The organism is Saccharopolyspora hirsuta, assembly GCF_008630535.1.
Lineage (GTDB): Bacteria > Actinomycetota > Actinomycetes > Mycobacteriales > Pseudonocardiaceae > Saccharopolyspora > Saccharopolyspora hirsuta.
Genome location: NZ_VWPH01000005.1, coordinates 181,352 through 193,461 on the forward strand (window position 1 = coordinate 181,352; position 12,110 = coordinate 193,461).

At 72.1% G+C, this 12,110-nt stretch carries 13 protein-coding genes; 6 read left to right on the forward strand and 7 right to left on the reverse strand.

Features of this window, described 5'->3' with window-relative positions:
• Positions 1-28: 28 nt before the first annotated feature.
• The 3 genes from F1721_RS11730 (at position 29) to F1721_RS11740 (ending at position 2,960) form a co-directional block, all read left to right on the forward strand.
• The gene (locus tag F1721_RS11730; RefSeq protein ID WP_150066653.1) at positions 29-607 is read left to right on the forward strand and encodes a TetR/AcrR family transcriptional regulator; all 579 of its coding nucleotides are present in this window, start codon (positions 29-31) and stop codon (positions 605-607) included.
• A 152-nt stretch (positions 608-759) separates the two neighbouring features.
• Positions 760-1,710: an LLM class F420-dependent oxidoreductase gene (locus F1721_RS11735; protein ID WP_150066654.1), complete on the forward strand. Its 951-nt coding sequence runs from the start codon at positions 760-762 to the stop codon at positions 1,708-1,710.
• A 44-nt stretch (positions 1,711-1,754) separates the two neighbouring features.
• Complete coding sequence (locus F1721_RS11740; RefSeq protein WP_150066655.1) at positions 1,755-2,960, forward strand: threonine synthase; 1,206 nt, start codon at positions 1,755-1,757, stop codon at positions 2,958-2,960.
• Here the strand turns inward: F1721_RS11740 and F1721_RS11745 are convergent, their stop codons facing one another.
• Positions 2,961-3,470 (reverse strand): GNAT family N-acetyltransferase, encoded by a 510-nt coding sequence (locus F1721_RS11745; RefSeq protein WP_150066656.1) that lies wholly within the window; start codon positions 3,468-3,470, stop codon positions 2,961-2,963.
• 148 nt (positions 3,471-3,618) lie between these two features.
• A complete protein-coding gene (locus F1721_RS11750) occupies positions 3,619-4,362 on the reverse strand; it encodes a TetR family transcriptional regulator (protein WP_150066657.1) in 744 nt (247 codons plus the stop codon).
• Between the two features lie 140 nt (positions 4,363-4,502).
• On the opposite strand from F1721_RS11750, the gene F1721_RS11755 reads away from it, so the two are divergent.
• Positions 4,503-5,660 (forward strand): acyl-CoA dehydrogenase, encoded by a 1,158-nt coding sequence (locus tag F1721_RS11755; protein WP_150066658.1) that lies wholly within the window; start codon positions 4,503-4,505, stop codon positions 5,658-5,660.
• A 123-nt stretch (positions 5,661-5,783) separates the two neighbouring features.
• The gene (locus F1721_RS11760) at positions 5,784-6,218 is read left to right on the forward strand and encodes a DoxX family protein (protein WP_150066659.1); all 435 of its coding nucleotides are present in this window, start codon (positions 5,784-5,786) and stop codon (positions 6,216-6,218) included.
• 3 nt (positions 6,219-6,221) lie between these two features.
• Here F1721_RS11760 and F1721_RS11765 read toward each other — a convergent pair whose 3' ends face one another.
• Positions 6,222-6,692: a YkvA family protein gene (locus tag F1721_RS11765; protein ID WP_150066660.1), complete on the reverse strand. Its 471-nt coding sequence runs from the start codon at positions 6,690-6,692 to the stop codon at positions 6,222-6,224.
• A gap of 135 nt (positions 6,693-6,827) precedes the next feature.
• On the opposite strand from F1721_RS11765, the gene murJ reads away from it, so the two are divergent.
• The gene (gene murJ / locus F1721_RS11770) at positions 6,828-8,453 is read left to right on the forward strand and encodes a murein biosynthesis integral membrane protein MurJ (protein WP_150066661.1); all 1,626 of its coding nucleotides are present in this window, start codon (positions 6,828-6,830) and stop codon (positions 8,451-8,453) included.
• 4 nt (positions 8,454-8,457) lie between these two features.
• On the opposite strand, the gene F1721_RS11775 is transcribed toward murJ, so the two are convergent.
• From F1721_RS11775 to F1721_RS11790, 4 genes are all read right to left on the reverse strand, one after another.
• Positions 8,458-9,183 (reverse strand): type 1 glutamine amidotransferase, encoded by a 726-nt coding sequence (locus tag F1721_RS11775; RefSeq protein WP_425474402.1) that lies wholly within the window; start codon positions 9,181-9,183, stop codon positions 8,458-8,460.
• Positions 9,180-10,505 carry a DUF1727 domain-containing protein gene (locus F1721_RS11780; RefSeq protein ID WP_150066662.1) on the reverse strand — a complete coding sequence of 442 codons (1,326 nt, stop codon included), beginning with the start codon at positions 10,503-10,505 and terminating at the stop codon, positions 9,180-9,182. Before F1721_RS11780 ends, F1721_RS11775 begins: the two co-directional genes overlap by 4 nt.
• 64 nt (positions 10,506-10,569) lie before the next feature.
• Entirely contained in the window at positions 10,570-10,749 is a 180-nt protein-coding gene (locus F1721_RS11785) for a hypothetical protein (RefSeq protein WP_150066663.1), read from the reverse strand.
• A 401-nt stretch (positions 10,750-11,150) separates the two neighbouring features.
• Complete coding sequence (locus tag F1721_RS11790; protein WP_150066664.1) at positions 11,151-11,792, reverse strand: LysM peptidoglycan-binding domain-containing protein; 642 nt, start codon at positions 11,790-11,792, stop codon at positions 11,151-11,153.
• Positions 11,793-12,110: the final 318 nt, after the last annotated feature.

Consider the following 12,110-nt stretch of genomic DNA (forward strand, 5'->3'; position numbering starts at 1 on the left):
GGCAGCAGGCGGCCAACGTGGAGGGACGATGACGACGGGCTCGGTCAGCCCCCGGCGCGCGGACACCCGCCGCAACCACGAGCGCATCCTCGCCGCGGCGGCGAACGCGCTGGCCACCTCCGGCGAGATCTCGTTCAACGCCATCGCCAAGCAGGCCGGTGTCGGGGTCGGCACGGTGTACCGGCACTTCGCCAACCCGGAAGCGCTCGTCATCGCCGTCTACCGGCGCGAGCTGCAGCACCTGGTCGACGTCGTGCCGGACCTGCTCGCCCGGCACCCCCCGGAGCAGGCCTTCCGCACCTGGATCACCGAGCACCTGGTCCGCTACATGATGACCAAGCGCGGCCTGGCCAAAGCGCTCGGCGCCGCCATCTCCTCGCACAGCGAGATGCTGACGAAGGCGCACGAAGCGATGCGCGGCGCGCTCAGCGCCCTGCTGGAGGCCAACGTCGAGGCGGGCACCGTCCGCCGCGACCTGGAGCCGGAGACGGTCCTGCGCGCCCTGGGCGGACTGCTCTACCTCGACCCCAGCTGCGACTGGCACAGCCCCACCGCGAAGCTGATCGACCTGCTGTGGTGGGGCATGACCCCGTCCACCTCTGGCTGACCCTCGCCCCTTCCTGGCTTTTCGTGCTGTTCTTCGGTGGTGAGATTTAATTTCGATCAACACTGAAACGAAAGACGCAACAAAACTCAATGCGCGGTTCGCTCTGCGGATAACCGGTGGCAGGCGCTGTCCGCTTGCGCCAGCGTGATCCCATGCCCGAATTCCGCTTCGCCTACAACATCTTCAGCCTGGACTCCCCCGAGACCTTCGCCGCGACCTGCCGCCGCGCCGAGCAGCACGGGTACGACACCGTGTTCGCCGGGGACCACCTCGGCATCGCCTCCCCCTTCCCCACGCTCGTCGCCGCGGCGCAGGCGACGGAACGGCTCGCGGTCGGCACCCTGGTGCTCAACGCGCCCTTCTGGAACCCCGCGCTGCTGGCCCGCGAGATCGCCACCACCGACCTGCTCACCGGCGGGCGGCTGGAGGTCGGGCTCGGCGCGGGGCACATGAAGTGGGAGTTCGACGCGGCAGGCATCCCGTGGCAGCCGTTCGGCGAGCGCGCCGACCAGCTCGAATCGCTGATCGCCGAGCTGACCGAGCTGTTCGCCGCCGACGGCTACGAGCAGCAGGCCGCGCTCCGGGAGAACTTCGGCATCCCCGCGCTGCGACCGGTCCAGCGCACCGGTTTCGGCGGCTACGGGCCACCGCTGATCGTCGGCGGCACCGGCGACCGCATCCTGCGGATCGCCGCGCGCACCGCCGACGTCATCGGCATCGCCGGCGCCTTCCAGGTCCCCGGGCAACCGCCCGGCACGCTGCGCCTCGCCACCGCCGCCGAGACCGCCGAACGGGTGCGCTTCGCCCGCGAGCACGCCAGTGACCGCGCCGACCAGGTGCGGTGGCAGGCGCTGTCCCAGGCCGTCGTGGTCACCGACGACCGCCGCGCCGCGGCCGAGGAGTTCCTGGCCAGGTCCGGGCAGACCATGACCGTCGACGAACTGCTCGACACGCCGTTCGTCTTCATCGGCACGGTCGAGCAGATGGCCGAGCAGATCTTGGCCAACCACGACCGCTACGGCTTCACCTACTACGCGGTCCACGGCCCCTACATGGACGCCTTCGCCCCGGTGATCGAACGCGTCCGCGCCCTGAGCGGGTAGGCCGACACCCGCACCGGGTCCTTGATCTAGTGTCCGGTGGTGTGGTGAACGATCTCTCGCTGGCCACCGGCCAGCGCTCGCTGGGCGACCCGGACCTCCGCTACCCCCTGTGGCCGCCGCTGACCCGCGGTTGTCCGGCCAGCAGCACCGACACCACCAGCTACCCCGTCGAGGTCGACTACGACTACGACCGGGTGCCGGTCGAGCTGTTCCAGCAGCCGGTCGGCAGCGGGCTGGACCGGTGGGCCCCGCTGCTGCCGCCGCTGCGGGCCCCCGGCCTCGGCGAGGGCGGCACGCCGCTGATCGAGATCCCCGCCGACGGGGTGTTCATCAAGGACGAGTCGCGGAATCCGACCTGGAGCCACAAGGACCGGCTCAACCGCGTCGCGGTGAGCGCGGCAGCAGGCGTCGGCGCACCCGGCGTCGTGGTCGCCTCCTCGGGCAACCACGGCGCTTCCGCCGCTGCGTACGCGGCTCGCGCCGGTCTACGGTGCGTCGTGCTCACCTCGGCCGAGGCACCGCCCGCCGTCAACTCGTTCGTCCGCTCCTACGGGGCCGTCGTGCTGTCGGTGCCGACTCCCGCGCGCTGGCCGCTGCTGCGCCGGATCGCCGCCGAGACCGGGTTCCACCCGGTCAGCAACTCCACGACGACGCACACCGGCCACGCGTTCGGGCCCGAGGGGTACAAGACGATCGCCTACGAGATCTTCGCCGAGATCGGCGTCCCCGCAGCGCTGTTCGTGCCGACCGGGTACGGCGAACTGCTCTTCGGCGCGTGGAAGGGCTTCGCCGAACTCGTCCGCCTCGGCCTCGCCCCCGCGACTCCCCGGATGTTCGCCTGCGAGCCCGCCGCGGGCGGACCGCTGAACCGCGCCCTCGCCGAGGGCCTCCCGGCGACCTCGGTCGAGATCGGGCCGACCGACGCCTACGGGATCAACTGCCCGGTGGGCGGCTACCGGGCGACCGTGGCGGTGCGGGAGAGCGTCGGGCGCGCGCTGCTGGTCGACGACGCGGAGCTGGCGCAGGCCCAGCAGGACCTGGGCCGCTCCGGGCTCTGGTACGAGCTCTCCTCGGCCGCCGGGCTCGCGGGGTTCCGGCAGGTGCGCGACGAGTTCGACGGACCCGTGGTGTGCGTGGCGACCTCCAGCGGCTTCAAGGACATCGGCGTCGGCGGCGTGCAGCCGGAGGTCGTCGATCCGGACTGGGACGTGGTGCGCCGCAGGCTGCGGACCGCCGACATCGCCTGCTGATCAGCGCCGCCACACCAGCAGCGGCCCGCCCGGCCGCTGGACCTCCCCCGCGACGGCGAACCCGAGCTTCTCCGCTACACGCTGGGACGGCTCGTTGCCCGGGTCGGTCATGATCACCACCGGCCGGTCGGCCTGGGTCCGCTCCGCCCAGCCGACCGCCGCTCGCGCCATCTCGGAGGCGTATCCCCTCCCCCAGTGCGCGGGGCTGAAGCGGTAGAAGAGGTTGAGCACCGGTTCCTCGCCCACGGTGTGGAACCGCAGTCCACCGAACCCGATGACCTGCTCGGCCCCGGGCAGCACCACCGCCCAGTACCCGATGCCGTCCCGCCGCCAGTCGGCCTGCCACTGCGCCAGCATCTCCCCCGCGTCCGCCGCCGACGGCGGGCCGGACGGGTTGAACCGGTGGGTCTCCGGGTCGGACAGGATGGCCACCGCTGCGGGCTGGTCATCGGCGCGGACCCGGCGCAGGACGAGCCGGTCGGTGCGCATCTCATCGGGTTCGAGCGTCACACCGGCGACCGTGGGCCTGGGGTCTGACGTCGGAGCTGTTCTGGGTTCCCGGGCCGAGCTCGAGGTTGAATTTCAGTCAACACTGAAGAGATCGAGCTAATTGACGCTTGAGATGTGACACATCAAGATCGGCACTGAGTGCCGCCTTCTACCGGAGTTCGCGGAGCGCGTCCTCGAGCTGCTTGAGCACCACGCCCGTCGGGGCCGAGGTGCGGACGACGCCCACGACCACGTTCTCCCCCTCGACGACGGACGGCTCCACTGTGGACCGCCGACCGGACAGCGCCTCGGTGACCTGCTCGATCGCCTCGCGCAGCAGGCGCTTGGCGTCCAGCGCTCCCCCGCTCTTCAGCCACTGCCGGAGCACGTGGTTGTGCGCGGCGACCACCGCCGCGGCCGCCACCGCGGCCCGCAGGTCCCCGCCGGGCTCCCCCGCGTAGCGCTCGCGCAGGTAGCGGGCGAACACCCGCTGGTAGCGGTCGATGCTGGCGATCTCCTTGTCGCGCAGCGACGGAACCTCGCGGGTCAGCTCGAACCGCTTGAGCGAGACCTCCGGCTCGACCAGGTACATCTCCAGCACCACCTCGGCGGTGCGCCCGAGCACCACCAGCGGGTCCGCCGCCGGATCGGCGCCCTCGAGCAGCTCGACCACCTCGGCCAGGCGCTCGTCGTGCCCGGGGAACACGACGTCCTCCTTGGACCGGAAGTAGCGGAAGAACGTGCGCCGCCCGACGCCCGCCGCGTCCGCGATCTGGTCCACAGTGGTCGCCTCGAAGCCCTGCGCGGCGAACAGCTCGAGCGCGGCCAGCGCCAGGGCGCTGCGCACCCGTCGGCGGCCGTGCGCGGTTCGACCGGAGCGGCGTTTCGGCGCAGGGGTCACTACCTCGGGCATGGCCGGAATATAGCACCGGCCCGCGTTGCTAGTGGCACTCAGTGCCGTTACGATGGCGGTCGCAATCAGCGTCCGCGAGCTGCGCGGACCGGCGACGGACTCCCCCACCGGGCACGGCGGCGGGAACGAGGAGGCACCCGGTGAACCCGAACTTCGGCATTTACCAGCTGGCCGAGGAGCACGACGCCCTGCGCGAGGCGGTGCGCGACCTGGCCGAGAAGGAGATCGCCCCGCACGCGGCCGAGGTCGACGAGCAGGAGCGCTTCCCCCGCGAGGCGCGCGAGGCGCTGGTCAAATCCGGGTTCGCCGCGGTGCACGTCCCGGAGGCCTACGACGGGCAGGGCGCGGACTCGGTGGCCACCTGCATCGTGATCGAGGAGGTGGCGCGCGTCTGCTGCTCGTCCTCGCTGATCCCGGCGGTGAACAAGCTCGGCACCATGCCGATCCTGCTGTCCGGCTCCGAGGAGCTGAAGAAGCAGGTGCTGCCGTCGCTCGCCTCGGGCGAAGCGATGGCCTCCTACGCGCTGTCCGAGCGCGAGGCCGGCTCCGACGCCGCGGCGATGAAGACCCGGGCCCGGCTCGACGGCGACCACTGGGTGCTCAACGGCAGCAAGTGCTGGATCACCAACGGCGGCGTGTCCACGTGGTACACCGTGATGGCGGTGACCGACCCGGACAAGGGCGCCAACGGCATCAGCGCGTTCGTCGTGCACGCCGACGACCCCGGCTTCGTGGTGGGGCCGAAGGAGAAGAAGCTCGGCATCAAGGGCTCGCCGACCGCGGAGCTGTACTTCGAGGACTGCACCATCCCGGCCGACCGGATCATCGGCGAGCCCGGCACCGGCTTCAAGACGGCGCTGCGCACCCTGGACCACACCCGGCCCACCATCGGCGCGCAGGCCGTCGGCGTCGCCCAGGGCGCGCTGGACGCCTCGCTGGCCTACGTCAAGGAGCGCAAGCAGTTCGGCAAGGCGATCGCCGACTTCCAGGGCGTGCAGTTCATGCTCGCCGACATGGCGATGAAGATCGAGGCCGCCCGCAACATGGTCTACCTGGCCGCGGCCCGCGCCGAGCGCGGCGAGCCCGACCTCGGCTTCATCTCCGCGGCGGCGAAGTGCTTCGCCTCCGACGTGGCCATGGAGGTCACCACCGACGCGGTGCAGCTGTTCGGCGGCGCGGGCTACACCCGCGACTTCCCGGTCGAGCGGATGATGCGCGACGCCAAGATCACCCAGATCTACGAGGGCACCAACCAGATCCAGCGCATGGTCATGGCGCGCAACCTGCTCAAGGGCTGAGCTCGCGATCGGGGGCCGGGCGCGACTCCGGCCCCCGCGCCGACGTGCCCGCGAGCGCTCCGAGATGACCGCGGCCGGTGCTGGCACCAGACTGGTAGGCGCACCCGGACAGGAGGGCACGTCATGCACGCGGTACGCGACTTCTTCGCCTTCATCGGACGGCTCGGCATCGGCATCGTCCTGATCGCGCACGGCTGGCAGAAGCTCGTCGACTACGGGATGGGCGCGGTCGCGGACAGCTTCGCCCAGATGAACATCCCGCTGCCGCAGCTGTCCGCCTGGTTCACCGCGCTGGTGGAGCTGGTCGGCGGCGCCTTCCTGATCCTCGGGCTCCTGCTGCCGCTGGTCGGCATCCTGATCGCCGTCGTGATGGCGGGCGCGGTGTTCTTCGTGCACCTGCCGCACGGCATCTTCTCGCCCGAGGGCTTCGAACTCCCGCTGATCATCGGGGTGGCCGCCCTCGCGCTGGGGTTCAACGGGGGCCGCTGGTCCATCGACCACGGGCTGTTCGGCCGCCGCCGCAGCACCCCGACCGAGCCGGAGCCCAGCAGCACCTGACGGCTACTCCGCTTCGACCTCGCGCTGCTGCCGCGCCGCCAGGTAGTTGCCCGACTCCGCGTACAGGCTGGTCAGCAGCCAGGCGCCGACGCCGATGTCGTCCCCGATGCCCAGCAGCGGCAGGAACTCGGGGATGAAGTCGATCGGCGAGATCACGTAGACGACCGCGATCAGCCACAGCAGCAGCTGGTAGCGCGGCAGCACCGGATTGCGGCCGCGGGCCGTCGCCGCGATCATCCCCGGCACCGCCCGCGCCCTGCGCAGCGGGCTGCCCACCGGCGTCGCCCGGTGCGCGCGGACCGCCGCCAGCAGCGGGACCCGACGGCGCACCGCGGCCGCCGCCCCGGCCAGGAGCATGCCCAGCCCGGCGGCGATCAGCCCGACCGGCAGCAGCCAGCCGCCCGCCGCGTCCCCGCCGTACACCACCGCCACGACCGCACCGGCCACCAGCAGCAGCCCACCGACCACGATCATCGCTCGTCCCCCGTTCCGGACCCGTGCGATCAGGTTGCCACGTCCCGCGCTCGTCCGGCGGATCCGGGTGATCCGTGGCACGGTCGGCGGGAGCTGGTCGACTTCCGCCGGAAGTCGCCGACGCTGGGGAGGAACGTGGTCGACCAGGCCGAATCCCAGGTGCGCGGCACCTCGCTGGCCCGCGCGAGCGCGACGATGGCCGTGGCCACCGCCACCAGCCGGGTCAGCGGGCTGCTGGCGAAGGTGCTGCTGGTCGCCGTGCTCGGCCTCGGCGTGGTCAACGACTCCTACACCGTGGCCAACACGCTGCCGACGGTGGTCAACGAGCTGCTGCTGGGCGGGGTGCTCACCAGCATCGCCGTTCCGCTGCTGGTGCGCGCGCAGCAGCGGGGACAGCGCGAGGGCACCGAGTACGCCCGGTGGATGATCACCATGGGTGGGGTGCTGCTGCTGGTGGCCACCACAGCAGCGGTGGCCGCCGCTCCCCTGCTCACCGAGCTCTACCTGGGCCCGGACACCCGGGCGAACGCGGCGCTGACCACGGCCTTCGCCTACCTCCTGCTGCCCGGCATCGTCTTCTACGGGCTGTCCGCGCTGCTGCAGGCCATCCTCAACGTGCGCGGCGTGTTCGGCACCCCCGCGTGGGCTCCGGTGGTGAACAACCTCGTGGTGATCACCACGGTCGTGGTGTACGCGCTGGTGCCCAGCGAGATCTCCACCCACCCGGTGCGGATGGGTGAGCCGAAGCTGCTGGTCCTGGGCATCGGCACCGCGCTGGGCATCGCCGCGCAGACGCTGATCATGGTGGTGTCGCTGCGGCGCAGCGGCTTCCGCTACCGGTGGCGCTGGGGCTGGGACCGGCGGCTGTCGGAATTCGGCGGTCTAGCTGGCTGGGTGGTGCTCTACACGCTGGTCAGCCAGGTGGGCATGGTGGTGATCACCCGCGTGACCGGCCAGGGCACCCCGGGCAGCGTCGCGACGTTCAACTACGCCTGGCTGCTGTCCCAGGTGCCCTACGGGGTGCTCGGCGTCTCGCTGCTGACCGCGCTCATGCCGCGGATCAGCAAGGCCGCCGCGGCCGAGGACACCTCCGCCTTCGTCGCCGACCTGGCGCTGGGCACCCGGATGAGCTCGGTGCTGCTGATGCCGATCAGCGCGCTGCTGGTCGTCGCGGGCGGCCCGCTCGCGGTGGCGTTCTTCTCGCTGGGCGCCAGCGATGTGGCCGCCGCCGACCGGCTCGGGTACGCCCTGGCCGCGGCCGCGCTCGGGGTGGTCCCGTTCGCCATCACGATGCTCCAGCTGCGCGCCTTCTACGCCATGCACGACGCCCGCACCCCGACCTGGATCAACGTGATCATGGTCGTGGTGCGCAGCGCGCTGTGCTACCTGGTGCTGGCCACCGCGGATCCCCGCGACCTGGTCGTCGGGGTGACCGCAGCGATGTCGGCGAGCTTCGCGGTCGGCGCGATCGCCGGGCAGATCTGGCTGCACTGCCGGGTGGGCCGCCTGCGGACCAGGAGCACACTGGTCGCGATCGGGCGCAGCATCGCCGCGACCGCCCTCGGGTGCGCCTGCTCCATCGCGGTCGTGGCGGCCGTGCGCGGCGCCTTCGGCCCGCTCGGGCCAGCGGCCGACGCGTGGATCTCGCTGATCATCCACACCGTGGTGGTGCTGGGGGTCAGCTTCGCCGCGCTGGCGCTGTTCCGGGCACCGGAGCTGAAGCCCGCAGTCGCCCGGTTGGCCCGGATCGTCCGGCGCTGAGGGCTCACTTGCGGTTGCGCGCGGGCGGTTTGCTCCGCTGGGCGCGGAGGGCCCGCAGTTCGGGCGGGTCCGGCAGCGGCTCCAGCGGCTCGCCGATCGCCCACTCCAGCAGCAGGTCCGCCAGCCTCGGGTTGCGCGCCAGGACCGGGCCGTGCATGTAGGTGCACACCACGTGTCCCCGCACCACGCCCTCGGCGGAGTCGTGCCCGTTGCCGATGCCCCGCACGACCCGGCCGAGCGGGCGCGAGTCGGCGCCCACCCGGGTCCGGCCCAGGTGGTTCTCGAACCCGGTCAGCATCCCGATGCCCATCAGCGTCGACTGCGTCGTGACCTCGCCGATCGCCCGCCCGTCACCGGGTTCGGTGTCGGCGTCGACCAGCCCGAGCCCCTCGTGCCGCGCGCCGTCGCCGGTGACGAAGCTGGTCCCCAGGACCTGCAACCCGCCGCAGACGCCGAGCACCGGGACGCCGCGGTCCACCGCGCTGCGCAGTCCCCGCCCGCGGCGGAGGAACCGCACGGCCGCGACCTGCGCGACGTCCTCTCCCCCGCCGACCAGGTACAGGTCGCAGGACTCCGGCACCGCGTCCCAGGAGGACAGCACCGTCACCGTCTCGCTGTCGATGTTGCGCCACTTCAGCCGCTGGGCCAGCACGATCACGTTGCCCCGGTCGCCGTAGGTGCCCAGCAGGTCCGGCAGCACCAGGGCCAGGCGGACCCGGTCGCGCATCATGACCGGCTCCGGGCGACGAGATCGCGGAACGCGGTGTAGTTGGCGATGATGTCCGGCACCCCGTCCTCGGTCCCGGCCAGGGCGTCGTCCACCGTGGCCGAGACGGTGGCCGGGACCCCGGCGTAGTGCAGCCGCACCGCGAGGTCGAGCGCGCGGTCCCCGGCCAGCCGCACCGGACGACCGCCCAGCAGCTCGAAGTCGACGTCCCAGAGCCAGGACACGTCGTAGCCGTCGGCCTCCCGGCTGTTGACCACCAGCACCAGCGGGTGCTGCTCGGCGGAGACCAGGTCGAGCATCTCCAGCCAGCTCGCCGGGTTCTTCGCCAGCAGCAGGCGCACCGCGCGGCCCGCCAGCCGCACCGTGCCGTAGCGGCCCGCGGCCTGGCTGATCTGCTGGATGCGCTGCACGGCTGCGCCGTGGTCGCAGCCCAGGCGCTCCGCGGCGGCGAGCGCGAACGTCGCGTTGACCCGGTTGACCTGGCCGGGCAGGGCCAGGTCGAGCTCGTAGCGGGTGCCGTCGGCGGCGACCGCGGCATCGGCGGTGACCGTCCAGTCCGCTTCGGGGCGGGACAGGCCGCACTCGCAGCGCCAGTCCCCGTCGGCGTCGCCGAGGAACGCGCCGCAGCGCGGGCAGTTCAGCGCGTCGCCCTTCCAGCGGGCGCCGCCGGAGATCCACGTGACGCCGGGGTGGTCGGCGGCCGCGAACACGATGTTCGGGTCGTCCCGGTTGGCGATCACGTGCGCCCCGGGCGCTCGGGCGAGAGCGCGTCGCAGGCTCTCGGCCACCGTCCGGATCTCACCGACCCGGTCCAGCTGGTCCCGGCTCAGGTTGAGCAGCAGGATCACGGCCGGTTCGAACTGCTCGGTCACCTGCGCCAGGTGCAGCTCGTCGACCTCCAGCGCGGCGAAGGGCGCACCGGGCCGGGTCATCAGCGCGGCGACGTGGCCGTCGAGCATGTTGGCCCCGGTGGCGTTGCTGACCGCCGGGGCTCGCGAGCGCAGCGCCTCGGCCACCATCCGGGTCGTGGTGGTCTTGCCGTTGGTGCCGGTCACCATCACCACGCGCCGACCGAGCGCCAACCTGCGCAGGGCCTGCGGCTGCAGGGCCAGTGCCAGCCTGCCGCCGATCATCGCGCCGCTGCCCAGGCCGAGCCGCCGCGACATCGTGGCGGCCAGCCGTCCCAGGTCGATCGCGATGGTGGTCCGCAGGTCGAGCCGGTGCGCGCCGCGGGGCGGCGGCTGCACCGGTGCGGGCACGACCTGCCAGCGCTGCTGCGAGCGCTGTCCGGTTTCCGGCCCGGTGTCCCGCGTGGTCTCGGCCATGCACCCCTCCCCCTCGATCACCCGCTGCTGCGCGCGGGCTTCCCGGGTCAGCGGGGGCGGCGCGTCACCACCACTCGGCCGCACCCGGTCGCGCCGCCCGTCGCTTCTTCGCCAGTGTGGCCCGGGATCGGCGATACAGCGCGACGATCAGCAGCAGCACACCGGCGGTGATCGCCGCTGGTCCCACCCAGCCGTGCAGGGTGCTGGTCAGCTCGACGAGCGCGGCCTGGTGACCGGTGGACATCGTGGCGTCCCTCCTTCCGCGCGAACTCGCTCCGCCCGGCCGGAGCCGGGACTCGTCGCCGCACATGATCCAGCCCGCACCAGGGCGGACGGGGTGCCAACATGCCGGGAAATCGCCCCATCGGGGACTTTTCACCGCCTCGGGGAACAGCGATCAACCGGCTGATCGGTCAGCATCGGACTGCGCCCGCGGCTGCGAGGGAGGCGGTATGACCCAAGTCCTGCTGCTGATCGCGTTGGGCGGGATCGCCCTGGGCGGGATCGGGTGGACCATCTGGGACATCCGCTCCGACCTGCGCCGCCGCAAGCTGTGACGGGAAACCCCGGACAGCACAAGGAACCCCGCCGGAGAGAGGCAGGCGGGGTTCCTTGTGGATCACCCGGTCGCGCGGACCGGGTGGGTCACTTCACGGTCAGCTGCTGACCCGGGAAGATCAGGTTCGCGTCGCTGATCACGTTGCGGTTCTTGTCGAAGATCGACTGCCACTCGACGCCGAACTTCGCACCGATGGTGCTCAGCGTGTCGCCGGCCTGCACGGTGTAGGTGCCCTCGACCGACACGGTCTTCTTGACCTGCGTCTTGACCTCGGTCTTGGTCTTGGTCTCGGTCTTCTTCGGGGTGACCTTCTTGGTGGTGCTGCTCGAGGCCACGTCCTGGTGCTCGGCGCCGCCGCCCTTGGTCAGCCCGGCCTTCTTGGAGCACACCGGCCAGGCGCCGGGGCCCTGCGCCTGGAGCACGCGCTCGGCGACCGCGATCTGCTGGGCCTTGGTGGCCTGCGAGGCGTTCGAGGCGTAGCTCGTGCCGCCGTAGGCCTTCCAGGTGGAGGCGCTGAACTGCAGGCCGCCGTAGTAGCCGTTGCCGGTGTTGATCGACCAGTTGCCACCGCTCTCGCACTGCGCGACGGCGTCCCAGGTGGACTGGGAGGCGGCGTTGGCCGGCATGGCCAGGGCGAACGGAGCGGCGACCACCGCTCCGGCCAGCGCCACCCGCGCGACGTTGCGGCTGGTGGCGGACTTGCGGTGCTTGCCTCGGGAGAAAGCCATGTTTCGTCTCCAGCAGCGCCTGCTCCTGCACCGGCGGCGGCGCACCGGGCCGATCGGGTTCGGCCTCCGGCGCGGACTGCCTCCGCGGGTCGTCAGGTCCCTGCCCCTGATGCGTGTCGGGGGTCGAGAAGCCCGCGGGGCAGGGTTCGGCGCTGCGGACTTCCGGTCTTGCGGTGTCGGCTCGGGGGTGCCGACGGGGGGCCACGCTACGTAGCAAGATTCCGCAGACCAAACCGTGAGCGGGTGGCCATGGTCACAGAAACGCGGACAAGATCGGCGCGATGTCGGCGTTTTCGCAGCTCGCCCCTTGATCGTTCG